The sequence below is a fragment of the Cellulomonas sp. NPDC057328 genome (genome assembly GCF_042667215.1).
Lineage (GTDB): Bacteria > Actinomycetota > Actinomycetes > Actinomycetales > Cellulomonadaceae > Cellulomonas.
This window is the reverse complement of record NZ_JBHUZW010000032.1, coordinates 1-23,632: the sequence shown is the minus strand read 5'-3', so window position 1 is coordinate 23,632 and position 23,632 is coordinate 1. Positions and strand designations below refer to the sequence as shown.

Here is a 23,632-nt window from a genome sequence, read left to right as displayed (position 1 = left end):
CGAACCGAGCACCGAAGGACGTACCCATGGCCGACCACTCCCTGGCCCACCGCGCGCAGCACCAGACCCCGACCGAGACGGTCCACCTGCCGCCGTCGACCCCGCCGACCAACCACGGCAAGACCGTGGCGGCGTGGACGACGACGTGGACGATCGTGCTCGGCGCGCTCGTCGCCGCACTGGGCGTCGCCTTCGCGCTCGTCTGGCTGTTCTGGGTCGGGATGGGCGTCATCGTGCTCGGCATCGTCCTCGGCAAGGTCCTGCAGGTGCTGGGCCACGGCCAGGGCGGCGCCGCGACGCTCGCACGCGAGAAGCGCCGCGGCGGTCACTGACCCGACCGGCGGGGAGGATCCCGCCGGTCCGACGCGGGCGCGCCGTCGGCGCGCCTCCTGACGCAGGGAGAGCTGGATGTCGAGCCCGAACGACCCGCGCGACCCGTACGCCCCCGACGACGAGCCCCGTCCCACCGGCGAACCCCGTGCCGCCGGTGACGCAGCCGCGACGCCGGGTACGCCCGAGCCGTCGTCGTCCGGCACGGACGTGCCGCCGTACCCTGCCGGCACGAGCCCGGACGCGCCGTCGGCGCCGTCGTACGGCCAGCCCAGCGGTGCGGGTGACGCGCCCGCCTACGGCCAGGCACCTGCGTACGGGCAGGCGCCCGCGTACGGGCAGGACCAGGCGTACGGGCAGGCGCAGCCCTACGGGCAGGGCCAGGGCTGGGGCGACCCGGCGTCGGCCGGCTCGACGCGCAGGAACGCGCTCGGCATCTGGTCGCTCGTCCTCGGCATCCTGTCGATCGTCCTGTGCTGCATCGGCTGGCTGCCGGGCATCCCGGCCGTCATCCTCGGCTTCCTCGGCCGCGGCGCCGCGGCGCGCGGCGAGGCGACGAACCGCGGCATGTCGCTCGCGGGCCTGATCCTCGGCGCGATCGGCCTCGTCATCGGCCTGTACTTCCTGATCAGCTTCCTCGCCGGCATCGCGCAGTACGGCGGCTGGGGCGGCTTCATGGAGTACCTCGAGGACGAGGTGCAGCGCACGCAGCAGCTCCAGCAGCCCTGACGTCCGTGAGCTCGGCAGCACACGCCGCCGCGTCCCGCCGCCGTGCGGGGCGCGGCGGCGTGCTGCTGCCCCTGGCGGTCGGGGCGGCGGGCGCCGTGGCCGCGGCGCTGCTCGTGGTGCGCACGCCGTACGCGCCGCTGTCGTACGGGATCTGCCCGTCCGTGCTGCTGCTCGGCGTCAGCTGCCCCGGCTGCGGCGGTCTGCGCGCGACCCACGACCTCCTCACCGGCGACCTCGCGGGCGCGTGGCACGCCAACCCGCTCTGGGTGCTCGTCGCCCCGCTGCTGCTCGCCGGCTGGGTCCTGTGGACGCGGCGCCGGTGGCGCGGCACGTCGGCGGGCGTGCCGCCGGCGTGGCTCGCGTGGGTCGTGCTCGTCGTCGTCGTGCTGTTCGGCGTCCTGCGCAACGTGCCCGCGCTCGTCCCGTACCTCGGCCCCGCGCCGCTCACCTGACCCCGTCCCGGCGCGCGCCGGACGACCACCGGAGGACCTCATGACACAGCCCGCCGACCCCGCAGGCCGACCTGGCGCCGACGCGCCGCCGTACGGCCAGGAGGCGCCGTACGGCCCGCCGCCCGGCGCCGCGTCGACGCCGGAGGACACCGGTGCGGGCGCCCCGGCCGGTGCCGGTGCGCCCGACGCGGGCGCGGGCACCCGGGGCGCACCGGGAGGCGCGTACGCCGCACCCGGCGGCGCGTACGCCGCACCGGGCGGACCCTCCGCGGCCGCGGGTGAGCAGCCGGGCGCCGCGCAGGACGCGCACACGGGCGCGCCGTACGCCGGCACCCCGTACGCCGGCACCCCGTACGCCGGGCCCGGCTACTGGCCCCGCAACGACCTCGGGATCTGGTCGCTCGTGCTCGGCATCGCAGGCATCGTGCTGGCGTGCGGGTTCTTCACCGGCATCCCCGCGGTGGTCGTGGGCACGAACGCGCGCAAGGCGATCGCCCGCGGCGAGGCGAACAACGACGGCGTCGTCACCGCCGGCATCGTGCTCGGCTGGCTCTCGATCGCGTTCGGCGTGCTCATGCTCGTGCTCCTCGTGCTGTCGTTCCTGATCCCGCTCGTCTTCCTCGGGATCACGCTGCCGTGGGCCGCGGCGACGTCCCCCGGCTACTGAGGTGCGTCCACGGCCCGGTCCACGGACCGGGCCGTGGACGGATGTGGTCCAGGGCACGTCTACGATGGCCAGTCGGCAGCCGGTGCACCGGGGAGGGCGCGCACGGGGACGGCAGCCGTTCCGACCGGGCGAAGGGGATGAGCCGCCGATGACCGTGCTGGACGACATCGTCGCGGGGGTCCGGGAGGACCTCGCCGCCCGAGAGGCCGCGACGCCGCTGGCCGAGCTGAAGGAGCGCGCCGCACGGCGCGAGTCCGCGGTGCAGTGCGTGAACCGCCTCAAGGTGGACGACGCCGTGACCGTCATCGCCGAGGTGAAGCGGTCGAGCCCCAGCAAGGGCACGCTCGCGACCATCAGCGACCCGGCGGCCCTGGCGGCGGAGTACGCCAAGGGCGGTGCCGTCGCGATCTCGGTGCTCACCGAGCGGCGCCGGTTCAACGGCTCGCTGGAGGACCTCGACGCCGTGCGCGCACGTGTCGACGTGCCCGTGCTGCGCAAGGACTTCGTCGTGACGCCGTACCAGGTGTGGGAGGCGCGCGCCCACGGCGCCGACCTCGTGCTCCTCATCGTCGCCGCGCTGGAGCAGACCGTGCTCGAGTCGCTCGTGGAGCGGGTCCACTCGCTCGGCATGACGGCCCTCGTCGAGGTGCACGACACCGAGGAGGTCGCCCGCGCGGTGGACGCCGGTGCGCGCGTCATCGGCGTGAACGCCCGCGACCTCAAGACCCTCGACGTCGACCGGAACACCTTCGCGCGCGTCGCGCCGGCGATCCCGTCGGACGTCGTCAAGGTCGCCGAGTCCGGTGTGCGGGGCCCGCACGACGTCATGGACTACGCCCGCGCCGGTGCGGACGTCGTCCTCGTGGGCGAGGCGCTCGTGACCGACGACGCGCCGCGGCAGTCCGTCGCGGACCTCGTCGCGGCCGGTGCCCACCCCTCGTTGCGGGCGGTGCGCCAGTGACCGCGACGGGACGCAGCCAGGTGAGCCGGCGCATGCGGGACGTGCTGCGCAGCGGCGGCACGCTGGGCGCGCACGAGGGCCCGTACTTCGGCGAGTTCGGCGGTCGGTTCGTGCCCGAGGCGCTCATCGCGGCCCTCGACGAGCTCGACACGGAGTACCACAAGGCGCTCGCCGACCCGACGTTCGCCGACGAGCTCGAGCGCCTGCACCGGACGTACACGGGACGCCCCAACCCGATCACCGAGGTGCCGCGGTTCGCGGCGCACGTGGGCGAGGGCGTGCGCGTGTTCCTCAAGCGCGAGGACCTCAACCACACGGGCTCGCACAAGATCAACAACGTGCTCGGCCAGGCCCTGCTCGTGAAGCGCATGGGCAAGAAGCGCGTCATCGCCGAGACCGGCGCCGGGCAGCACGGGGTCGCGACCGCGACGGCGTGCGCGCTGATGGACCTCGAGTGCACGATCTACATGGGCGAGGAGGACACGCAGCGACAGGCGCTCAACGTCGCGCGCATGCGCCTGCTCGGGGCCGAGGTCGTGCCGGTCACCATCGGGTCGCGCACGCTCAAGGACGCGATCAACGAGGCGCTGCGCGACTGGGTCGCCAACGTCGACACGACGCACTACCTGCTCGGCACCGTGACCGGCCCGCACCCGTTCCCCGAGATGGTGCGCGACTTCCACAAGGTCATCGGTGACGAGGCGCGGGCGCAGCTGCTCGAGGAGACCGGGCACCTGCCGGACGCCGTCGTGGCGTGCGTCGGCGGCGGCTCGAACGCGATGGGCGTCTTCAACGCGTTCCTCGACGACCCCGAGGTGCGGCTGTTCGGCTTCGAGGCGGGTGGCGAGGGCGTCGAGTCCGGCCGGCACTCTGCCCGGTTCTCGGGCGGGGTGCCCGGCGTGCTGCACGGTGCGCGCAGCTACCTGCTCCAGGACGAGGACGGCCAGACGCTGCCGAGCCACTCGGTGTCGGCGGGGCTCGACTACCCGAGCGTCGGGCCCGAGCACGCGTGGCTGCACGACATCGGCCGTGCCACCTACCGCCCCGTGACGGACGTCGAGGCCATGCAGGCGTTCGAGCTGCTGTGCCGCACCGAGGGCATCATCCCCGCCATCGAGTCCGCGCACGCCCTCGCCGGGGCCATCCAGATCGGCGCCGAGGCGCGCACCTGGGCGGCGGACGGCCGGGACGCCGTGGTGCTCGTCAACCTCTCGGGGCGCGGCGACAAGGACGTGGCGACCGCGGCCGCGTGGTTCGGCCTCATCGAGGACGAGCCGGTGGTCAAGGCCGACGAGGGGGAGCAGCTGTGAGCACGACGCAGGTCCGGTCGCGGTCCGCGGAGCGGCTCGACACGCTGGCGGCGGGTGCGGACCCGCGCGCCGCACTCATCGGGTACCTGCCCGTGGGGTTCCCGTCGGTGCCGGGGTCCGTCCGCGCGGTCCGCGCGATGGTCGAGGCGGGCGTCGACGTCGTCGAGCTCGGCATGCCGTACACCGACCCCGTCATGGACGGCCCGCTGATCCAGCGCGCGGTCGACGCGGCCCTGGCGGGCGGCACGCGCGTCCGGGACACGCTCCTGGCGGTCGAGCAGGTCGCCGACGCCGGTGCCCCGGTGCTCGTCATGACGTACTGGAACCTCGTCCTGCGCTACGGCGTCGACGCCTACGCGCGCGACCTCGCGGCCGCGGGCGGTGCCGGACTCATCACGCCGGACCTCATCCCCGACGAGGCCGCCGACTGGATGGCGGCGGCCGACGCGCACGGTCTCGACCGCGTGTTCCTCGTCGCGCCGAGCTCCACGCCCGAGCGGCTGGCCTCGACCGCGGCGGCGAGCCGCGGCTTCGTCTACGCGGCGTCCACGATGGGCGTCACGGGGGAGCGCGCCACGGTCGGCGACCGCGCGCAGCAGCTGGTCGCCGACACCCGCGCGGCCGGCGCGTCGCGCGTGTGCGTGGGTCTGGGCGTGTCGCGGCCGGAGCAGGCCGCGCAGGTCGCCTCGTACGCCGACGGCGTCATCGTCGGCTCGGCGTTCGTGCGCCCGCTGCTCGACGCGCCCGACGAGACGGCCGGCATCGACGCGCTGCAGTCCGTGGTGGCGGGGCTCGCCGAGGGCGTCCGGTCCGCCGACAGGTCGCCGCGGTGACGCTCGCCGCCGCCGTGGTGGCGGCCGGGATCCCCAGCCCCTCGCAGGGCGTGTGGCACCTGGGGCCGTTCCCGCTGCGGGCGTACGCGTTCGCGATCCTGCTCGGCATCGCCGCGGCGGTCGTCCTCACGCGGCGCCGGTGGGCCGCACGCGGCGGCGACCCCGAGACGGTGCTCGACATCACGTACTGGGCCGTGCCGTTCGGCATCGTCGGCGGCCGCATCTACCACGTCCTCAGCTCGCCCGACGCGTACTTCGGGCCCGGCGGGGACCCGGTCCGGGCGCTGTACGTGTGGGAGGGCGGCCTCGGCATCTGGGGCGCGGTCGCGTTCGGCGCCGTCGGGGCGTGGATCGGCTGCCGGCGCCACGGCGTGCGGCTCGCGCCCTTCGCGGACGCGCTCGCCCCCGGCCTGCTCGTCGCGCAGGCGATCGGCCGGCTCGGCAACTGGTTCAACCAGGAGCTCTTCGGCGGTCCGACGACGCTGCCGTGGGGCCTGCAGATCGACGAGGCGCACCTGCCGGCGGGCTTCGAGCCCGGGACCCTGTTCCACCCGACGTTCCTGTACGAGCTGCTGTGGAACCTGGCGGCCGCCGCGCTGCTCGTCTGGCTCGACCGACGGTTCCGGCTCGGGCACGGGCGCGTGTTCTGGCTGTACGTCGCCTTCTACACCGCGGGCCGGCTGTGGATCGAGCTGCTGCGGATCGACCCCGCGGAGACGGTCCTGGGCCTGCGCCTCAACGTCTGGACGTCGGTCGTGGTCGGGCTCGGTGCGCTGGTAGCGTTCGTGCTGGTCGGCCGTCTGCATCCAGGACGTGACGCGACCCTCCTGCGGACACCCCCCACGACGCAGGACGACGAGGCGGACGCCTCCGCTCCCGCCCGGTGACCGGGGCGGTCGGGCACCGTCCGGCCATCATCCGAGGCGGCGACCCCTGCGCGTGCGCGCGGGTCGTATAGTCGCCTCCACACCGGGCCGACGACGTCCCTGTACTCCCCCCTGTTGTTGCGATGCCCCGAGCCCGGGGACTGTGAGGACGGTGCTGATGTCCACGTCGCCCGTGAGCCCCGGCGCCCCCGGTGCGCCTGCCCGGCACGGCCTCTACGACCCCGCCGCCGAGCACGACGCGTGCGGGTTCGCCTGGGTCGCCACGCTCCGCGGCACGCCCGGCCGCGACATCGTCGACGCCGGCCTGACGGCGCTGCTCAACCTCGACCACCGCGGCGCCGTCGGCGCCGAGGAGGACAGCGGCGACGGCGCGGGCATCCTCACCCAGATCCCCGACGCCTTCCTGCGCGACGTCGTCGACGCGGAGCTGCCGCCCGCCGGCCGCTACGCGATCGGCATGGCGTTCCTGCCCGTCGACGAGGCGGACCAGCAGCGCGCCGTGCGCACGGTCGAGGCCATCGCGGCGGAGGAGAAGCTGGACGTCCTCGCGTGGCGCGAGGTCGTGGTCACCGCGGACCTCGTCGGGCCCACCGCGCGCGCGTCGATGCCCGCCTTCCGCCAGCTCGTCGTGGCGGACCCCTCGCGCGAGCTGGCCGGCATCGAGCTGGACCGGCGCACCTACCGCCTGCGCAAGCGGGCCGAGCGGGAGGCCGGCGTCTACTTCGCCTCGCTGTCCGCGCGCACCATCGTCTACAAGGGCATGCTCACGCCGGGGCAGCTGGAGCCGTTCTTCGCGGACCTGTCCGACCCGCGCTACGCGTCCGAGATCGCGCTCGTCCACTCGCGCTTCTCCACGAACACGTTCCCGTCGTGGCCGCTCGCGCAGCCGTTCCGGATGATCGCCCACAACGGCGAGATCAACACGGTGCGCGGCAACCGCAACTGGATGGCGGCGCGCGAGGGCATGCTCGCCTCCGAGGCGCTCGGCGACCTCGCCCCGCTGCTGCCGGTGTGCACGCCGGGCGGGTCGGACTCGGGCAGCTTCGACGAGGTGCTCGAGCTGCTGCACCTCGCCGGCCGCTCGCTGCCGCACGCGATGACGATGATGATCCCGGAGCCGTGGGAGAACCACGCGCAGATGGACCCGGCGACGCGCGCGTTCTTCGAGTACCACTCGACGCTCATGGAGCCGTGGGACGGCCCCGCCGCGATGACGTTCACCGACGGCACGGTCATCGGCTCGATGCAGGACCGCAACGGCCTGCGCCCGGGTCGCTACTGGGTGACCGAGGACGGGCTCGTCGTCTGCGCGTCCGAGGCCGGCGTGCTGGAGATCGACCCGGCGTCCGTGGTGGCGAAGGGCCGCCTCGAGCCGGGCATCTTCTTCCTCGTCGACACCGGCCAGGGCCGGATCGTCGCGGACGCCGAGGTCATGTCGCAGCTCGCCGCGCGCCGGCCGTACGCGCAGTGGCTCGAGGAGAACCTCGTGCGCCTCGAGCAGCTGCCCGAGCGTGACCACGTGTCGCACTCGAGCGCCTCGGTGCGTCGCCGCCAGCGCGCGTTCGGCTACACCGAGGAGGAGCTGAAGATCCTCCTGTCGCCCATGGCGGCCGCCGGTGCGGAGCCGCTCGGGGCGATGGGCTCCGACACGCCCGTCGCCGTGCTCTCGCAGCGCCCCCGGCTGCTGTTCGACTACTTCACGCAGATGTTCGCGCAGGTGACGAACCCGCCGCTCGACGCGATCCGCGAGGAGCTCGTGACGTCGATCGGCGGCGCCATCGGCCCCGAGCCGAACCTGCTGGCCGACGGGCCCGAGCACGCGCGCAAGCTCGCGCTGCCGTTCCCGGTGCTCGACAACGACCAGCTCGCCAAGATCGTGCACGTCGCCAAGGAGCCGTCGCTCGGCTTCCGCGCGGCCACGATCCGCGGCCTGTACAAGGTCGACGGCGGGGGAGCGGCCCTCGAGAAGCGGCTCGAGGAGATCTTCGCCGAGGTCGACCGCGCGGTCGAGGAGGGTGTCAGCTTCCTCGTCCTGTCGGACCGCAACTCCGACGCCGACCTGGCGCCGATCCCGTCGCTGCTGCTGCTGTCCGCGGTGCACCACCACACGCTGCGCCGCCACACCCGCACGCAGATCTCGCTCGTCGTCGAGGCCGGCGACGTGCGCGAGGTGCACCACGTCGCCCTGCTGATCGGCTACGGCGCCGCGGCGGTGAACCCGTACCTCGCGATGGAGTCGGTCGAGGAGCTCGCTCGTGGCGGCTTCCTGCCGGGCGTCGCCCCCGAGAAGGCCGTCGCGAACCTCATCAAGGCGCTCGGCAAGGGCGTCCTCAAGGTGATGTCGAAGATGGGCATCTCGACGATCGCGTCGTACCGCGGCGCGCAGGTCTTCGAGGCGATCGGCCTGTCCCACGCGCTCGTCGAGAAGTACTTCACCGGGACCACGAGCCGCCTCGGCGGCATCGGCCTCGACGTCATCGCCGCGGAGGTGGCGGCGCGCCACGCCGACGCGTACCCGGCGAGCGGCAACCGGCAGGCGCACCAGCGCCTCGCGGTCGGCGGCGAGTACCAGTGGCGGCGCGGGGGGGAGGAGCACCTCTTCGACCCGGAGACGGTGTTCCGGCTCCAGCACTCGACGCGCACGCGTCAGATGGACGTCTTCCGCCAGTACACGCAGCGCGTGGACGAGCAGTCGGAGCGGCTGATGACGCTGCGCGGCCTGCTGCGGTTCAAGGACGGCGTGCGCCCGCCCGTGCCGGTCGACGAGGTGGAGCCGGTCAGCGAGATCGTCAAGCGCTTCCAGACGGGCGCCATGTCGTACGGGTCGATCTCCGCCGAGGCGCACGAGACGCTCGCGATCGCGATGAACCGCCTCGGCGGCAAGTCGAACACCGGCGAGGGCGGCGAGGACCCGGAGCGTCTGCACGACCCCGAGCGCCGCTCGGCGATCAAGCAGATCGCGTCCGGCCGCTTCGGCGTGACCAGCGAGTACCTGACGAACGCCGACGACATCCAGATCAAGCTCGCGCAGGGCGCCAAGCCCGGCGAGGGCGGTCAGCTGCCCGGGCACAAGGTGTACCCGTGGGTGGCGAAGACGCGGCACTCGACGCCGGGCGTCGGCCTCATCTCGCCGCCGCCGCACCACGACATCTACTCCATCGAGGACCTGGCGCAGCTGATCCACGACGCCAAGAACGCGAACCCGTCGGCGCGCATCCACACCAAGCTCGTCAGCGAGTTCGGCGTCGGGACGATCGCCGCGGGCGTCGCCAAGGCGCACTCCGACGTCGTGCTGATCTCCGGCCACGACGGCGGCACCGGCGCCTCGCCGCTGACGTCGCTCAAGCACGCCGGCACGCCGTGGGAGATCGGCCTCGCCGAGACCCAGCAGACGCTCGTGCTGAACGACCTGCGCGACCGCGTCGTGGTGCAGGTCGACGGCCAGCTGAAGACCGGGCGCGACGTGGTCGTCGGCGCGCTGCTCGGCGCCGAGGAGTTCGGCTTCGCGACGGCGCCCCTCGTGGTCTCCGGCTGCGTCATGATGCGCGTCTGCCACCTCGACACGTGCCCGGTGGGCGTCGCGACGCAGAACCCCGAGCTGCGGGCCCGGTTCACGGGCAAGCCCGAGTTCGTCGTGACGTTCTTCGAGTTCATCGCGCAGGAGGTCCGCGAGCTGCTCGCCGAGCTCGGGTTCCGCAGCCTCCGGGAGGCGGTCGGCCACGTCGAGATGCTCGACACGCGCCAGGCCGTGGACCACTGGAAGGCCGCCGGGCTCGACCTGACGCCCGTGCTCGCGCAGCCGCAGCCGCTGCCCGGGTCCGCGCTGCACCACGTCAAGCAGCAGGACCACGGCCTGTCGCGGGCGCTCGACAACCAGCTCGTCGCGATGGCCGGCGACGCCCTCGAGCGCGGTGAGCCGGTGCGCATCGACCTGCCGGTCCGCAACGTGAACCGCACCGTCGGCACCATGCTCGGCCACCACGTCACCAAGCGGTACGGCGGGCAGGGCCTGCCGGACGACACGATCGACGTGACCCTGACCGGGTCGGCCGGCCAGTCGTTCGGCGCCTTCCTGCCGCGGGGCATCACGCTGCGCTTGTTCGGCGACGCCAACGACTACGTCGGCAAGGGCCTCTCCGGCGGCCGGATCGTCGTACGGCCGGACCGCAGCTCGGTCCTCTCGAGCGAGCACAACGTCATCGCGGGCAACGTCATCGGCTACGGCGCGACGAACGGGCAGATCTTCCTGCGCGGTCTCGTGGGCGAGCGGTTCGGCGTCCGCAACTCCGGCGCGACGCTCGTGGTCGAGGGCGTCGGCGACCACGCCTGCGAGTACATGACGGGCGGCACGGTGGTCGTGCTCGGCCGGACCGGCCGCAACTTCGGCGCCGGCATGTCGGGCGGCACGGCCTACGTGCTCGACCTGCAGCCGGCGCTGGTGAACCTCGAGGCCGTCCGCTCCGGCGAGCTGTCGCTCGCGCCCCTGGACGACGACGACGCGGCGCTGGTCGAGCGGCTGCTGCGCGCGCACGCCGAGGAGACGGGGTCGCCGGTGGCGGCCCAGCTCCTCGAGGACCCCGCGGGCACCCGGGCGCGCTTCACGCGCCTGCTGCCCACCGAGTACGCACGCGTCCGGAGCGCGCTCGCGACGGCCGAGGCCGAGGGCCTCGACCCGACCGCGCCGGGCGTGTGGGACAAGATCCTGGAGGTGGCCCGTGGCTGATCCCCGCGGCTTCCTGAAGGTGCGGGAGCGCGAGCTCCCGCCCAACCGCCCCGTCGAGGTGCGCCTGCGCGACTGGAAGGACGTGCACGCCCACCTGGTCGCCGGCCAGCCGTTCCTCAAGGAGCAGGCGGGCCGCTGCATGGACTGCGGCATCCCCTTCTGCCACAACGGCTGCCCGCTCGGGAACCTCATCCCCGAGTGGAACGACCTCGTGTGGCGCGGGCAGTGGGCCGACGCCATCGACCGCCTGCACGCGACGAACAACTTCCCCGAGTTCACCGGGCGCATCTGCCCGGCGCCGTGCGAGTCGAGCTGCGTCCTCGGCATCAACCAGCCGCCGGTGACCATCAAGAACGTCGAGGTCACGATCATCGACGAGGCGTTCGCGCGCGGGCTGGTGACGCCGCAGGTGCCGCAGCGCCTGACCGGGCACACCGTCGCCGTGGTCGGGTCGGGCCCCGCGGGCCTGGCCGCCGCGCAGCAGCTCACGCGCGCCGGGCACACCGTCGCGGTCTACGAGCGCGACGACGAGATCGGCGGCCTGCTGCGCTACGGCGTGCCCGACTTCAAGCTCGAGAAGGAGCACATCGACCGCCGGCTCGAGCAGATGCGGGCCGAGGGCACGCGCTTCCGTGCCGGCGTCGAGGTCGGCCGGGACGTCACGTGGGCGCAGCTGCAGGCACGCTACGACGCGATCGTCGTCGCGACCGGCGCCACCGTGCCGCGCCAGCCCCGGGTCGACGGGCTCGACCTCGCGGGCGTCCACCCCGCGATGGAGTACCTGCACCAGGCCAACGCGGTCGTCGCGGGCAAGGACGTGCCGGGCCAGATCACGGCCGAGGGCAAGCACGTCGTCATCATCGGCGGCGGCGACACCGGCTCCGACTGCCTCGGCACCGCCCTGCGCCAGGGCGCCGCGTCGGTGACGACGCTGGCCATCGGCAAGCGTCCGCCCGAGGAGCGGCCGGCGCACCAGCCGTGGCCGACCGACCCGGTGACGTTCGAGGTCTCGTCCTCGCACGAGGAGGGCGGCGAGCGCGCGTACCTCGCGTCCACGGTCGCGTTCGTCGGCGACGACGCCGGGCGCGTGCAGCGCCTCCGCGTCGCCGAGACCGAGTACCTGCCCGACGGCCGCCGCGTGCCCAGGGCGGGCACCGAGCGCGAGATCCCCGCCGACCTCGTGCTGCTCGCGATGGGCTTCACCGGTCCGGAGACCGACGTGCTGACCGGCCAGCTCGGCGTCACCACGACGGACCGCGGGCTCGTCGCGCGCGACGAGGAGTTCGCGACCGACGTGCCGGGCGTGTTCGTCGCGGGCGACGCGGGACGCGGGCAGTCGCTCGTCGTGTGGGCCATCGCCGAGGGCCGCGCCGCGGCCGCCGCGGTCGACGCGTACCTGTCCGGGTCCTCCGAGCTCCCGGTCCCCGTCACCGCCAGCACCGTCGCGCTGCGTCCCTGACCTCCCGCCCGTCCCCCGATCCGAACCCCCTCGAACCGACCCGGGCCGCGTACCTGCTGGTGCGCGGCCCGTGCCGGGACGTCCGGCCTGTGGCCGGCACCCCAGGAAGGCTTAGTCTCGAACCATGCGTAGAGCCAAGATCGTCTGCACCATCGGCCCCGCCACGGAGTCGGCCGAGCAGGTCCAGGCCCTCGTCGACGCGGGGATGGACGTCGCCCGCCTGAACCGCAGCCACGGCGACACCGAGGTGCACAAGCGCGTGTACGACAACGTGCGTGCCGCGGCCAAGGCCTCGGGCCGGTCGGTGGCCGTCCTCGTCGACCTGCAGGGCCCCAAGATCCGCCTCGGCCGCTTCGTCGAGGGCAAGCACCAGCTCGCCGTCGGCGACGTCTTCACGATCACCACGGACGACATCGAGGGCACCAAGGAGCGCGTCTCGACGACGTTCAAGGGCCTGCCGGGCGACGTCAAGCCCGGCGACCCGATCCTCATCGACGACGGCAAGGTGCTCGTGCGGGTCACGTCCGTCGAGGGCAACGACGTCGTCACGCGCGTCGAGGTCCCGGGCCCGGTGTCCAACAACAAGGGCCTCAACCTGCCCGGCGTCGCCGTGTCGGTGCCCGCGATGAGCGACAAGGACGAGGAGGACCTGCGCTGGGCCCTCAACGTCGGCGCCGACATCATCGCCCTGTCGTTCGTCCGCACCGCGGCCGACTACGACGACGTGCGCCGGATCATGGAGGAGGAGGGCCGGGTCGTCCCGGTCGTCGCCAAGATCGAGAAGCCGCAGGCCGTCGAGAACCTCACCGAGATCGTCCAGGCGTTCGACGGCATCATGGTCGCCCGCGGCGACCTGGGCGTCGAGCTGCCCCTCGAGCAGGTGCCGCTCGTGCAGAAGCGCGCGGTCGAGCTCGCGCGCCGCAACGCCAAGCCGGTCATCGTCGCGACGCAGGTGCTCGAGTCGATGATCACGAGCCCGCGCCCGACGCGTGCCGAGGCGTCCGACTGCGCCAACGCGGTGCTCGACGGCGCCGACGCGGTGATGCTCTCCGGCGAGACGAGCGTCGGCGACTACCCGATCGAGGCGGTCCGCACGATGGCCCGCATCATCGAGAGCACCGAGGAGCTCGGCCGGGAGCGCATCGCGCCCCTCGGGTCCGTGCCGTCGACGCGCGGTGGCGCCATCACGCGCGCCGCGGCGGAGATCGGCGAGGTCATCGGCGTGAAGTACCTCGTCACCTTCACGCAGTCCGGTGACTCGGCGCGTCGCATGTCGCGCCTGCGCTCGTCGATCCCGCTGCTCGCCTTCACGCCCGAGGAGTCGGTGCGCAACCTGCTGTCCCTCTCGTGGGGCGTGCAGACGTACCAGGTGCCCGAGGTCGAGAGCACGGACGTCATGGTCAGCCAGGTGGACCAGACGCTGCGCGCCAACGGCCTCGCCGAGGTGGGCGACTACGTGGTCGTCGTCGCCGGCACGCCCGTGGGCGTCGTCGGGTCGACCAACACGGTCGTCGTGCACAAGATCGGTGACGAGGAGCAGACCCGCACCCGCATCGCCTGACGCACCTGCAGGTCTCGACGGCCGTCGCCCGACCCGGGCGGCGGCCGTCGCGCATCCGGTGGCGGGCGCGGTGTGCGTCCGGCAGTGCCCGACGTCGGGCACGTGGACCGGCCCCGCGGGCCGCGGCGCGCTGCCAGGATGTGGCGGTGACCGCCGTCGCGCACGCCCTGCCCGTCGCCGAGGTGCACCACGCTCGCGTGGCGTGGTGGTGGTCGCGCGTCGTGGCCGTCGTGCTCGACAGCGCGGTGCTCGCGGCGCTCGCGTGGCTGACGCTCGGCACCGACGCCTCGGCGCCCCGGCTGTGGCCGGGGCTCGGCCCGGTGTCCGGGACGGACGCCGCGCCGTGGACGTCGTCGGCCGTGCTGGTGGGGGCGGTCGCCGCCCTCGCCGCCCTGCAGGCGTGGACCGGGGCCACTCCGGGCAAGCGCGCCGTCGGCATCGTGGTCGTCGACGCGGTCACAGGTCGGCCGGTCGGCATGCTGCGCACGCTGCTGCGCCAGCTCGCGCACCTGCTCGACGCGTTCCTGCTCCTCGGCTACGTGCGCGCGGGGCTGGACGTCCACGGGCGGACGTTCGCGGACCAGGTCGTCGGCACGCGCGTGCTCGCCGCGCGACGACCGCCCGGCTGGGCGCCGCCGTCGGGCCCGTCCGCGGTGGGGCGCGGCCTGACCGTGGCCGCCGTGGTGCTCGTGGTGCTGGGCGTGGGCGGTGCGTTCCCGACGTGGTCGGCCGGCGGGTCGTCGCGCACGCTGGGCGAGGACTGCGTCGTGCCGCCGGAGACCGGACTGGTCGCCGAGGTCGTCCGGGAGGTGCACTGGACCCGCGAGCGACGGTTCGGGTGGTGGGAGCGCACGCGCGTGGACCCGTCAGGCGTCACCGTGCAGTGGTGGGGCGGCGCGGCGTCGATGCCCCTGCCGCCGACGGAGATCTCCGTCGTCGCGACGGACCTCGACGACGGGCGGACGTGGACCACCACGGCGCCGGCGGACGACGACGGCGCGGCGCAGTGGTCGCTCACGCTGCCCCGCGTGGACACGGACGGCGTCGAGCGTCTCGGGCTGGAGGCGCGGCTGCGGACCGCCGTGGGCGAGGTCGCCACGTGCAGCGCCGTCGTCGACCTCCGCGGCACCGACGTCGCGCCGGCGCGGCCCTAGGACACCTAGGCAGCGGTGCGGGCCGGGCCGCTCCGGCGCGGCCCGTCCGTGCCCCAGAGCTCGATCGTCTGCAGCACCCAGAACACCGCGAACAGAACCACGAGCGCCGCCTCGGTGACGAGCACCGCGTGCCGCCACGTCGGCACGGTGGCCCGCAGCGCGACGACGGTGGCGAGGGCCAGCACCAGCGCCACCCCGACGGCGGAGTACGCGCCCGCCCACCGCGCGGAGACGGCGCGTGCCCGGAACGCGCGCAGGAGGACGACCGCGGCGGTCGCGAGGAAGAGGCCGACGGCGGCGAGGTCGTGCGCCGTCGTGGCGAAGCGGTCGGCGTCGAGGAGGAAGAGGGCACCGAGCCCGGCGAGCAGCACACCCGTGACGACACGCACGACGCGGTCGAGGCGGGTCAGCGCCGACCGGCGCCGGACGACGAGCCGCACCGCGGCCGCGAGGGTCCCCGCGACGAGCAGCGCGCCGATGCCGGTCTGCACGCCGGGGACGACGTCGACGGGCACCTCGGGCGCCGTGGCAGCCGCACACGTCGGTTCCTGGCCGGTCGGTGTCAGGGCGACGACGAGCGCGAGGGCACCGGCCAGGTCGAGCGCCGTGTTCTCGAGGTCCGAGGAGCTGCGGTAGACGAGCAGGACGACGCCGATCGCGCAGAGCGCGCCGACGAGCGGGTCGTGCGCGCCGGTCCAGTAGTACGCGCTCACGGACGTCTGCCAGCAGCGCGCCGCGACCGCCTCCAGCGCGACGGCGGCCCCGAGGAGCACCACGAGCGCCACCAGCGCGAGCCGCAGGCTGCGGTAGGTGTCGCGGACCGCGCGCCGCTCCGACAGGACGTCGAGGTCCGCCCCGGGCCCGGGCGGGGCCGCGTTCGGGGCGACGCCGTCCGGCGCCGTGCTGCTCACGTCCTCACCTCCACGACGACGAGACCGCCGGGCGGGCGACGCTCCGGCACCGAGGCCCCCGGCGGACCGTGGTGCGGCGCCCGTCAGTGCGGGCCGACCCGGTGCGCGTGCTCGACGGCGGACGCGACGCCCTCCGTCCACGGCTCGCCGTGCCCGGGCAGGACGACGGACGCGCCCGTGGCCGCCAGCGCGTCGAGCGACGCGAGCGCCTGCACGCTGTCGGCGGTGGCCGCGCCGGCCACGATCTGCGGTCCGCGCCCGTAGGTGTACGGGTCGAGGGTCACGAGGGCGTCGCCGGACAGGAGCGCGTCCCGGTCCGGCAGGTGCAGCGCGACGTGGCCGAGGGTGTGGCCGGGGGAGAGGACGACGACGGGCGAGCCGGGCACCGGCAGGGCGCCCTCCGTCGGGATCGGCGTCGTGCCGGTGACGCCGGGGACGCGCCACGCGCCGGCGGCCAGCATCGCCGTGAGCGGCACGAGGCCGAGCGGGTGGCGGACCGGGTACGCGGCGCGGGGGCGCTCGTGCAGGTACTGGTACGGGTGCGCCGCCAGCGTGGCGTCCTCGGGGTGCACCCAGATCGGCACGCCCAGCCGGCGCTGCGCCGCGGCGGCCGAGCCCGTGTGGTCGAAGTGCGCGTGCGTGAGGACCACCGCGGCGACGTCGTCGGGGCGGCGGCCCAGCGCGCGCACGGCGTGGCCGAGCAGCGGCCAGGTGTCGGGCAGGCCGGTGTCGACGATCGTCAGGCGGCCGTCGTCGCCCTCGACCAGGTAGCAGTTCACGTACGCGTGCGCGAGCCGGTGGACCCCGGGCGCGACGTCGGTCGTCAGCATGGTGCACCTCCTGCGGGCCACGGTAGGTGGGGTCCCCGGTGCCCGCGCGCCCGGGCGGCGGTGCGTGTCAGGCGATGCGCGCGAGGTCGTCCGCACGCACCTCGGAGCGCAGCGCGCCGGTGCGCACCCACCGCCCGACCTCGGCGACCGCCTCGTCCCCGAGCCGGCGCAGCTCGTTGCCGAGGGAGCCGGCCACGTGCGGCGTGAGCACGGCCCCGGGGGCGTCGAACAGCGGGTGGTCGGGCGGCAGCGGCTCGGGGTCGGTCACGTCGAGCACCGCGCGCAGCCGCCCGCGCAGCACCTCGGCGGTGAGTGCGTCGGTGTCGACGAGGCTGCCGCGGGCCGTGTTGAGCAGCGTCGTCCCGTCGCGCATCCGGGCGAGCTGGGCGGCGCCGATCATGCGGTGGGTGGCGGGGAGCGCGGGCGCGTGCAGCGTGACCACGTCCGAGGCCGTCAGGAGCGCGTCGAGCGGCAGCAGCTCGGCACCGAGCGCCGTGGCCTGCGCGGGCGTCACGGACGGGTCGTGCAGGAGCGGGCGCAGGTCGAACGGGCGCAGCAGCTCGAGCAGGCGGCGCCCGGTGCGTGATGCCCCGACCACACCGACCGTCGCACCGTTGTTGCCGACCTCGCCGGCCGGGCGCCAGGCGTCGAGCCGGCGACCCGTCGCGTAGTGCTCGGCGGCCTCGCCGACGCGCTTGCCGGCCAGCAGCACCATGGCCAAGGCGTACTCGGCGACGGGCACGGCGTTCGTCGCGGCACCGCTCGACACCCGCACCCCGCGCTCCCAGACCGCCGGCGTGACGAGGGACTTGACCGTGCCGGCCGTGTGCACGACGAGACGCAGGCACGGCATCGCGTCGAGCGCGGCGGCGTCGAGGGGCGGCGCGCCCCAGCCCGTGACGAGCACGGCGACGTCGTCGAGCCCGGCCTGCGCGACGGAGGCGGGCGTCACGACGTCGTCGCGCAGGTCGACGTGCGCGCGCAGCTCGTCGAGCGCGCGCGCGTCCAGCAGGCGGGGCAGGAGCGCGGCGTCCCCGAGCACGACGGCGGCTGCGGGCCCGCTCACGCCGCGAGCTCCGTCCCGGCGGGCACGACGTCCGTGCGTCCGTCGCGCCACCGCACGACGACGTCCGCGCCTCGCGCCTCGACCGCGGCGACGACGTCGAGGTCGACGTCCATGGGTCTCCCCGCGAGCACCACGAGCGCGGCCACGACCTGGCCGGCGGCGACGGGCGCGGTGCCGCGCAGCCACGGCGTCGCCGACCACCGCGCGAACGGGTCCGCGCCGTCGCGCCAGGTGACCCCCGGCTCGTCGAGCCCGGCGACGGCCCGCACGGCGCTGAGCGTGCCGTCGGCGCGGCGCAGGACCACGCGGTCCGCCGTCCGCTCGACGCGGACGTCGTCGCGCTCGGCGGCGGCGAGCGGCCAGCCGCCCAGGTGGGCACGCCACGGGCCGGGGTCGGCGGGCCAGGCCGCGGCCGCGTCGGGGCGCCCGACCGGGTCGTCCGCCGCGGGCCGCCACCACGCGAGCCGCAGCTCGTGCACGCCGTGCACGACCGAGGCGGTGGTGAGGGCGGGCCCGCGCCGGACACCCGCCCACGCGGCGTGGTCCGCGGCCGCGGGGGAGCCGGGGACGTCGAGCCAGTGCACGTCGGAGCGCGACACCGCGGAGGTCGCGCCCAGGTGCACGCGGCGGACCGCGTCGCGGTGGGAGGGCGCGCCCGCCGCGTCGAGCAGCGCGGTGTGCGACTCGAGCGGGGCCGCGACCGCGTCGCGCGTCAGCTGCGGCGAGGTCGTCGTCGAGTACCCGAGCCGGCGGTAGAACGGGTCGTCGGCGCGGGGCGCCGTGGTCGGCTCGAGCACCCGGTCGGAGCCGTGGTTGAGGACGCGGACGACGCCGTCGCGCGGAGTCCGCACGACCAGCCACCCCGGCGCGGGCATCGCGACGACCTCCGGCGGCCCCGCCGGGACGGCCGGCGCGGGCGCGGTCCACACCGCGTGGTCCGCGGGCAGCAGCAGCCCCAGGAACGCCTTGCTCGCCCAGTACGGCGACGCGCCACCCGAGTACAGCTGCCGCAGGGCCGGGAACGGCCCGTGCCAGCCGATCGGCAGGAGCCCGCGCGCGTCCACCGCGCCGGCGGCGAGGAAGTGCTCGAGCACCCCGGACGCGAGGGTGCGCGTCTCGCCCGGGTCCAGCGGCGTCGCGCCGGCGAGCGCGCCTGCCCACACGGGTGCCAGCACGGCCGCGCGGTAGGTGACGGACCGTCCCTGCAGCAGCGGCGCGCCGGACGTGCCGACGAGGTGCCGCGCCTGGTCGAGGAACGCGTGCAGGCGCTGCGCGTGCACGGCGTCGAGCGGCCGCTTCCGCAGCCGGGCGTGCAGCAGCGGGTAGAGGTGCCACGCCCAGCCCGCGTAGTGGTCGAAGCTCTGCCGCTCGCCGTCGCGGCCGCGTCCGTCGGAGTACCAGCCGTCGCCGACGTACAGGTCCTCGCGCAGGGCGTCGTTCCGGTCGAGGTCGTCCTGGCTCCACGGCCCGCCCACCTCCGCCAGGAAGCCCTCGACGACGTCCTGGAACCACAGCCAGTTGTTGCGGTAGCCGCTGGTGCCCACGATGTTCGCGAACCAGTCGACGACCCGCTGCCGGACGCCCTCGTCCAGCCGGTCCCACAGCCAGGGGCGCGTCTCGGCCAGCGCCACGGCGACCGACGCCGCCTCCACGACGGCCTGCCGGCGCTCCGTCATGCGCGGCCAGCGCTCGGGGCTCGCCGGGTCGGTGCCGGCGGCCAGCCCGGACGCGTAGCGCTCGAGCAGCCCGTCGGGGTCCGCGCCGCGCTCGCCGCCGACGCGGAACGCGGCGAGCAGGAACGTCCGCGCGTACCCCTCGAGCCCGTCGCTCCACGCGCCGGACGCGCTGACCGGTCCGGGCAGCGCGAGCTGCGCGTGCCCCGGCGAGGCGTACGGCCGCACGGCCCGCAGGAGGTCGTCGGCGACGGACAGCCAGCGCTGCCGTCCGTCGTCGGGTGCGGTGCGGGCGGGGGTCTCGTCGTCGAGCACGGCCATGCCCCGAGCCTGCGCTAGGGTCGGCCGGCACCGGGCGGGATCGGACAGTTTCGATCATCCACCCGTCCCGCGACCGCCCGAGGAGCCCGCGATGACGCGACCCACGAGGTCCCTGCTGCCCCGCGCGCGCCACGAGTACCTGCTGCGCGAGGTCGAGCTGCGCGGGAGCGTGCGTGCGGGGCGGGCCGCCGCCGAGCTGGGTGTCTCCGAGGTCACCGTGCGGCGCGACATCGTCGAGCTCGACCGCGCCGGTCGCCTGGCCCGTGTGCACGGCGGCGCCATCGCGGTGGAGGGTGCCCGCGAGCCCCGGGCCGCACGCGCGCTGGTCGGTGTCGTCGTCCCGAGCGCCAGCGCCCACTTCCCGCTCGTGGTGCGCGGCATGGAGGCCGTGGCGCCCTCGCTGCGCGCGCGGCTGGTGCTCGGGGTGTCGCACTACCGGCCCGACGCCGAGCGCAAGCAGGTCGAGCGGCTGCTGTCGCTGGGCGCGCAGGGCCTCGTGGTGGCGCCCACGACGCGCGACCGCCCGGACGCGGAGGTCGCCGCGTGGCTCGCGGGGCTGCCGGTGCCGACCGTGCTGCTCGAGCGCAGCACCGGGCGCACGGCGGCGCTCGCCGCGGTCGACAGCGCCCGCACGGACCACACGCACGGGGCTGTCCTCGCGGTCGAGCACCTGGCGCGCCTCGGCCACGACGCGGTGGCGCTCGCCTCGTTCGACCGCACGCCGACGGCGCCCTCGGTCCGCGACGGGTACGCGCAGGCGGTGGCTGACCTCGGTCTGCGGCCGGCGCCCGTGGTGTCCCTGCCCAAGGGCGAGGACGACCCCGAGGCGCTCGACGCGGCGCTCGACGCGTTCCTCGACGCCTGCCGCGCGAACCGGACCCGCGCCGCGCTCGTGCACACCGACGACCACGCCGCGCGCCTCGTGGAGACAGCGCTCGACCGCGGGCTGGGCGTCCCGGCCGACCTCGCGGTCGTCGCGTACGACGACGAGAACGCCGAGCTCGCGGCCGTGCCGCTGACCGCCGTGACGTCGCCGCGCCGCGAGCTCGGGGAGGAGGCGCTGCGGATGGTCGTCGACCGCATCGGCGGCGACGCCCGCGCCACGCGCCCGCCGCGGCACGTCCAGCTGCTGCCCCACCTCACCGTCCGGGCGTCGTGCGGCGCGGCCGCCTGATCGTTTTTGTCCGTCCCCGCACGGCGGGGCCGACCGACGTCGCAGGGTGGTGGCGTCCGGCGACGGAGCCGGACGGGCGCACGGCGAGCGAGGAGGCTCACATGGCAGCGCAGGCGCGCGGGGCGACGCCCCGGCACGACGGGCGGGGACGACGGGGTGGTCGACGCCTCGGGCTGACGGCGGCGGCCGCCGTCCTGGCGCTCACGGCCGCCTGCACCGGCGGCAGCACCGAGGCGTCCGACGACGGCGCGACCGTCCTGCGCTTCACCTGGTGGGGCGACACGAGCCGGGCCGACCGGTACGAGGAGGCCGTGGCGCTCTTCGAGGACGAGTACCCCGGCGTCGACGTCCGCACCGGCTTCGCGTCCTGGGGCGACTACTGGACAGCGCGCAGCACCGAGGCGGCCGCCGGCGGCCTGCCCGACGTGCTGCAGATGGACCTCGCGTACCTCACCGAGTACGCGTCCACCGGGCGCATCGCGCCGCTCGACGAGCACCTCGGCGAGGCGATCGACGTCGACGCGCTGCCCGAGCAGCTGCTGCCCGCGGCCCAGGTCGAGGGGGAGACGTTCGCGATCCCCACCAGCACGAACACGCTCGCGCTGCAGCTGAACACCGCGCTGCTCGGCGAGCTGGGCGTGCCGGCGCCGGAGGGCGACCTCACGTGGGACGAGTACGACGCGCTGCTCGCGTCCGTGGCGGCCGCGGGCGCCGGCCGCGAGCCGGCGGTGCACGGGTCGGTCGACTACACGCAGATCTTCTGGCTCTTCCAGGTGTGGCTCGGCCAGCAGGGCAAGGCGATGTTCGAGGACGGCGGGTTCGGCTTCACGCGGGAGGACCTCGCGGCGTGGTGGGGGCGCTCGCCCGCGCTGCACGCGTCCGACGCGTTCCTGCCGCCCGAGCGGCTCGCCCAGCTCGAGGGCGTCGACGCGCTCGGCATCGGCGAGGCGGCCGCCGACATCAGCTGGGACAACTTCCTCGTGCGCTACAGCGAGGGCAGCGCGTCCCCGCAGCTGGTCCTGCTCCCCCCGCCCGCGGACGACCCCCAGGAGTCCGGCCTGTTCCTCAAGCCGTCGCTGATGCTGTCCGTCGGTGCGAGCAGCGCGCACCCCGAGGAGGCGGCCGCGCTGATCGACTTCCTCACGAACGACCCGCGCGTCGGCGAGATCTTCGGGATGTCCCGCGGCGTGCCGGCGTCGACGACCGCGCTGGACGGCGTCGAGCCGACCGGGCTCGACGCGCAGATCCTCGAGTACGAGCGCGCGCTCGAGCCGCGCCTGACGAGCTCCCCGCCGCCCCCGGTCGCGGGCTTCGGCACCCTCGAGGCGGCGTTCACGACCATCGGTCAGGAGCTGGGCTACGGGAACCTGTCGGTCGAGGACGCGGTGGACGAGTGGTTCGCCGAGGCGGACCTCGTGCTCGGCGGCTAAGACCGCGGGCGGGCCGACCCGCCCGTGACCGGTCGGCGCCTGCCGCGGCGCGGGCCGGCGCACCCGTCGACCGGGCGCGCGAGCGCGGGGGAGAGCGCACCGGGTGCGGTGCCGAGGGGTGGCGGGTCGTCCCGCCACCCCTCGGCGCGTCCGTCTACGGCGTGGGCCGGAGCGGGGAACCGGGGACGGTCGTCCCGCCCACTAGGCTCGTGCGTGCACGGCCCCCGTGGCGGAATCGGCAGACGCACTCGACTCAAAATCGAGCGCCGCGAGGCGTGAGGGTTCGAGTCCCTCCGGGGGCACGCGCGCGCCGGCCGGTGCGACCCGGTCGCGGGACGCACCGGCCGCCGCCGTCCCGGCGCGTGACGACGACCACCCCGACGCACCCGCGACGGCACGGGGTGGGGCACTACGCTGTGCTCGTGACCACGGACGCCACCCCCGAGCCCACCGAGGACGCCCCCGCCGGGCTCGACCTGCCGACGGCCGAGCCCGCACCCGCTGCTCCCGCCCCGGCCGCGGGCCGCCCGCCCCGCCGCGCGGTGGTCGCCGAGGACGAGGCGCTCATCCGGATGGACGTCGTCGAGACGCTCACCGAGGCGGGCTTCGAGGTCGTCGGCGAGGCCGGCGACGGCGAGCGGGCCGTCGAGCTCGCGACCGAGCTGAAGCCGGACGTCGTCGTCATGGACGTCAAGATGCCGGTGCTCGACGGCATCTCCGCGGCGGAGCGGATCGCCAAGGCCCACCTCGCACCGGTCGTCCTGCTCACGGCCTTCTCGCAGACCGAGCTCGTGGAGCGGGCGCGCGACGCCGGCGCGATGGCGTACGTCGTCAAGCCGTTCAGCCCGGCGGACCTGCTGCCGGCGGTGGAGATCGCGATCTCCCGCTACGCGCAGATCACGGCGCTCGAGTCCGAGGTCGCCGACCTCGCCGAGCGGTTCGAGACGCGCAAGCGCGTGGACCGCGCCAAGGGCCTGCTCATGACGAAGATGGGCCTGACGGAGCCCGAGTCGTTCCGCTGGATCCAGAAGACGTCCATGGACCGGCGCCTGACGATGCGCGAGGTGGCCGACGCGGTCATCGAGCAGGTCGGCGGCGCGTCCTCCTGACGTCCCCCTCCGCGTCACGCGCGAGAGCCCGGTCGGCACCCTGGTGCCGGCC

Annotated in this window: 19 protein-coding genes and 1 tRNA gene; 16 read left to right on the top strand and 4 right to left on the bottom strand. The window is 75.2% G+C overall.

From position 1 onward, the window contains the following. The first annotated feature begins 26 nt into the window (after positions 1-26). The 12 genes from ACFUMH_RS08185 (at position 27) to ACFUMH_RS08130 (ending at position 15,066) form a co-directional block, all read left to right on the top strand. Positions 27-332: an HGxxPAAW family protein gene (locus ACFUMH_RS08185; RefSeq protein ID WP_378203162.1), complete on the top strand. Its 306-nt coding sequence runs from the start codon at positions 27-29 to the stop codon at positions 330-332. Between the two features lie 76 nt (positions 333-408). After that, positions 409-1,059 carry a DUF4190 domain-containing protein gene (locus ACFUMH_RS08180; RefSeq protein ID WP_378203159.1) on the top strand — a complete coding sequence of 217 codons (651 nt, stop codon included), beginning with the start codon at positions 409-411 and terminating at the stop codon, positions 1,057-1,059. 5 nt (positions 1,060-1,064) lie between these two features. Further along, complete coding sequence (locus ACFUMH_RS08175) at positions 1,065-1,511, top strand: DUF2752 domain-containing protein (RefSeq protein WP_378203156.1); 447 nt, start codon at positions 1,065-1,067, stop codon at positions 1,509-1,511. A gap of 40 nt (positions 1,512-1,551) precedes the next feature. After that, entirely contained in the window at positions 1,552-2,178 is a 627-nt protein-coding gene (locus ACFUMH_RS08170) for a DUF4190 domain-containing protein (protein ID WP_378203153.1), read from the top strand. A gap of 148 nt (positions 2,179-2,326) precedes the next feature. Then, positions 2,327-3,139 (top strand): indole-3-glycerol phosphate synthase TrpC, encoded by an 813-nt coding sequence (gene trpC / locus ACFUMH_RS08165; RefSeq protein ID WP_378203150.1) that lies wholly within the window; start codon positions 2,327-2,329, stop codon positions 3,137-3,139. Positions 3,140-3,171: 32 nt separating this feature from the next. Beyond that, positions 3,172-4,449 carry a tryptophan synthase subunit beta gene (gene trpB, locus ACFUMH_RS08160; protein ID WP_378203196.1) on the top strand — a complete coding sequence of 426 codons (1,278 nt, stop codon included), beginning with the start codon at positions 3,172-3,174 and terminating at the stop codon, positions 4,447-4,449. Further along, positions 4,446-5,282, top strand: a complete 837-nt coding sequence (trpA, locus tag ACFUMH_RS08155; protein ID WP_378203147.1) for a tryptophan synthase subunit alpha — start codon at positions 4,446-4,448, stop codon at positions 5,280-5,282. The genes trpB and trpA overlap by 4 nt, the downstream gene beginning before the upstream one ends. Then, positions 5,279-6,169 carry a prolipoprotein diacylglyceryl transferase gene (lgt, locus tag ACFUMH_RS08150; RefSeq protein WP_378203144.1) on the top strand — a complete coding sequence of 297 codons (891 nt, stop codon included), beginning with the start codon at positions 5,279-5,281 and terminating at the stop codon, positions 6,167-6,169. Before trpA ends, lgt begins: the two co-directional genes overlap by 4 nt. 157 nt (positions 6,170-6,326) lie before the next feature. Then, on the top strand, positions 6,327-10,892 hold the full coding sequence (gene gltB, locus ACFUMH_RS08145) for a glutamate synthase large subunit (protein ID WP_378203141.1): 4,566 nt from the start codon (positions 6,327-6,329) through the stop codon (positions 10,890-10,892). Beyond that, the gene (locus tag ACFUMH_RS08140) at positions 10,885-12,351 is read left to right on the top strand and encodes a glutamate synthase subunit beta (protein ID WP_378203139.1); all 1,467 of its coding nucleotides are present in this window, start codon (positions 10,885-10,887) and stop codon (positions 12,349-12,351) included. The genes gltB and ACFUMH_RS08140 overlap by 8 nt, the downstream gene beginning before the upstream one ends. A 124-nt stretch (positions 12,352-12,475) precedes the next feature. Continuing rightward, complete coding sequence (gene pyk / locus ACFUMH_RS08135; RefSeq protein ID WP_378203136.1) at positions 12,476-13,912, top strand: pyruvate kinase; 1,437 nt, start codon at positions 12,476-12,478, stop codon at positions 13,910-13,912. 146 nt (positions 13,913-14,058) lie between these two features. Next, positions 14,059-15,066: an RDD family protein gene (locus ACFUMH_RS08130; RefSeq protein ID WP_378203134.1), complete on the top strand. Its 1,008-nt coding sequence runs from the start codon at positions 14,059-14,061 to the stop codon at positions 15,064-15,066. Positions 15,067-15,071: 5 nt separating this feature from the next. On the opposite strand, the gene ACFUMH_RS08125 is transcribed toward ACFUMH_RS08130, so the two are convergent. The 4 genes from ACFUMH_RS08125 to ACFUMH_RS08110 form a co-directional block, all read right to left on the bottom strand. Beyond that, a complete protein-coding gene (locus ACFUMH_RS08125) occupies positions 15,072-15,977 on the bottom strand; it encodes a hypothetical protein (protein ID WP_378203131.1) in 906 nt (301 codons plus the stop codon). An 83-nt stretch (positions 15,978-16,060) separates the two neighbouring features. After that, positions 16,061-16,807 carry an MBL fold metallo-hydrolase gene (locus ACFUMH_RS08120; protein ID WP_378203128.1) on the bottom strand — a complete coding sequence of 249 codons (747 nt, stop codon included), beginning with the start codon at positions 16,805-16,807 and terminating at the stop codon, positions 16,061-16,063. A 67-nt stretch (positions 16,808-16,874) separates the two neighbouring features. Beyond that, positions 16,875-17,873: a hydroxyacid dehydrogenase gene (locus ACFUMH_RS08115; RefSeq protein WP_378203125.1), complete on the bottom strand. Its 999-nt coding sequence runs from the start codon at positions 17,871-17,873 to the stop codon at positions 16,875-16,877. Next, positions 17,870-19,867 carry a DUF2264 domain-containing protein gene (locus ACFUMH_RS08110; protein ID WP_378203122.1) on the bottom strand — a complete coding sequence of 666 codons (1,998 nt, stop codon included), beginning with the start codon at positions 19,865-19,867 and terminating at the stop codon, positions 17,870-17,872. Before ACFUMH_RS08110 ends, ACFUMH_RS08115 begins: the two co-directional genes overlap by 4 nt. 91 nt (positions 19,868-19,958) lie before the next feature. Here ACFUMH_RS08110 and ACFUMH_RS08105 point away from each other — a divergent pair, with 91 nt between their 5' ends. The 4 genes from ACFUMH_RS08105 (at position 19,959) to ACFUMH_RS08090 (ending at position 23,580) form a co-directional block, all read left to right on the top strand. After that, positions 19,959-21,041 (top strand): substrate-binding domain-containing protein, encoded by a 1,083-nt coding sequence (locus ACFUMH_RS08105; RefSeq protein ID WP_378203119.1) that lies wholly within the window; start codon positions 19,959-19,961, stop codon positions 21,039-21,041. A gap of 101 nt (positions 21,042-21,142) precedes the next feature. Beyond that, positions 21,143-22,471, top strand: coding sequence for an ABC transporter substrate-binding protein (locus ACFUMH_RS08100; protein ID WP_378203116.1), 1,329 nt, complete (start codon positions 21,143-21,145; stop codon positions 22,469-22,471). 220 nt (positions 22,472-22,691) lie between these two features. Continuing rightward, positions 22,692-22,773 (top strand) — tRNA-Leu (locus ACFUMH_RS08095). A 120-nt stretch (positions 22,774-22,893) separates the two neighbouring features. Further along, positions 22,894-23,580: an ANTAR domain-containing response regulator gene (locus ACFUMH_RS08090; RefSeq protein ID WP_378203112.1), complete on the top strand. Its 687-nt coding sequence runs from the start codon at positions 22,894-22,896 to the stop codon at positions 23,578-23,580. Positions 23,581-23,632 lie beyond the last annotated feature (52 nt).

Excerpts from the sequence above, each read along its gene's own strand:
- ACFUMH_RS08110 (WP_378203122.1), bottom strand. The coding sequence starts at position 19,867 with ATGGCCGTGCTCGACGACGAGACCCCCGCCCGCACCGCACCCGACGAC.
- ACFUMH_RS08180 (WP_378203159.1), top strand. The coding sequence starts at position 409 with ATGTCGAGCCCGAACGACCCGCGCGACCCGTACGCCCCCGACGACGAG.
- pyk (WP_378203136.1), top strand. The coding sequence starts at position 12,476 with ATGCGTAGAGCCAAGATCGTCTGCACCATCGGCCCCGCCACGGAGTCG.
- ACFUMH_RS08105 (WP_378203119.1), top strand. The coding sequence starts at position 19,959 with ATGACGCGACCCACGAGGTCCCTGCTGCCCCGCGCGCGCCACGAGTAC.
- ACFUMH_RS08185 (WP_378203162.1), top strand. The coding sequence starts at position 27 with ATGGCCGACCACTCCCTGGCCCACCGCGCGCAGCACCAGACCCCGACC.
- trpB (WP_378203196.1), top strand. The coding sequence starts at position 3,172 with ATGCGGGACGTGCTGCGCAGCGGCGGCACGCTGGGCGCGCACGAGGGC.
- ACFUMH_RS08170 (WP_378203153.1), top strand. The coding sequence starts at position 1,552 with ATGACACAGCCCGCCGACCCCGCAGGCCGACCTGGCGCCGACGCGCCG.
- ACFUMH_RS08100 (WP_378203116.1), top strand. The coding sequence starts at position 21,143 with ATGGCAGCGCAGGCGCGCGGGGCGACGCCCCGGCACGACGGGCGGGGA.
- ACFUMH_RS08120 (WP_378203128.1), bottom strand. The coding sequence starts at position 16,807 with ATGCTGACGACCGACGTCGCGCCCGGGGTCCACCGGCTCGCGCACGCG.
- gltB (WP_378203141.1), top strand. The coding sequence starts at position 6,327 with ATGTCCACGTCGCCCGTGAGCCCCGGCGCCCCCGGTGCGCCTGCCCGG.
- trpC (WP_378203150.1), top strand. The coding sequence starts at position 2,327 with ATGACCGTGCTGGACGACATCGTCGCGGGGGTCCGGGAGGACCTCGCC.